Source organism: Xanthomonas pisi DSM 18956, assembly GCF_001010415.1.
Classification (GTDB): domain Bacteria; phylum Pseudomonadota; class Gammaproteobacteria; order Xanthomonadales; family Xanthomonadaceae; genus Xanthomonas; species Xanthomonas pisi.
Genome location: NZ_JPLE01000180.1, coordinates 1 through 487, shown reverse-complemented (window position 1 = coordinate 487; position 487 = coordinate 1). Strand labels below are relative to the sequence as shown.

The window sequence follows — 487 nt, the reverse complement described above, 5'->3', positions numbered from 1 at the left end:
AACTATATTAGCGAGTCGTGTATATTCTTCAGAAACTTCATCTGTACTGAAGTACTTCATCATAAAATCTAGTTCAGGATACTTGATAATTTTATCAATATATCGTTGAGCTGAACTTGAATAACCTACATACTTATCATAATCTACATCATCAAAAGCATCTACATATAAATCACGCAAAGCTTCAAAAATACATTGGCACTGACCAAGCTCTTTTACCTTTTTCTGTAAAATCGGACGAATAACATAGAGTTCATTACTGGCAATAAGATTAGCCATACGAATCAAAATATTCATAGATGGATGACAAAGCGATGTAGTACCATCCATAGAGAAAATATCAGATGGATGCATATACGCTACATAACCAGTAATTTCATCTGCTTCTGTCGTAAGTGTAAATAGTTCCTCTTTTTCCCAGCGCGCGCCTGTAATTTCAAACATAGAGGCGGTAGCAGATTTAGGACGAGGAGATATTCTTTCAACT

General features: G+C 34.9%; 1 protein-coding gene. It reads right to left on the bottom strand.

Annotated features, from left to right (window positions below; translation table 11 throughout):
- A partial coding sequence (locus Y887_RS20740) for a hypothetical protein (RefSeq protein ID WP_211257005.1) occupies positions 1-487 on the bottom strand: 487 nt, incomplete at both ends.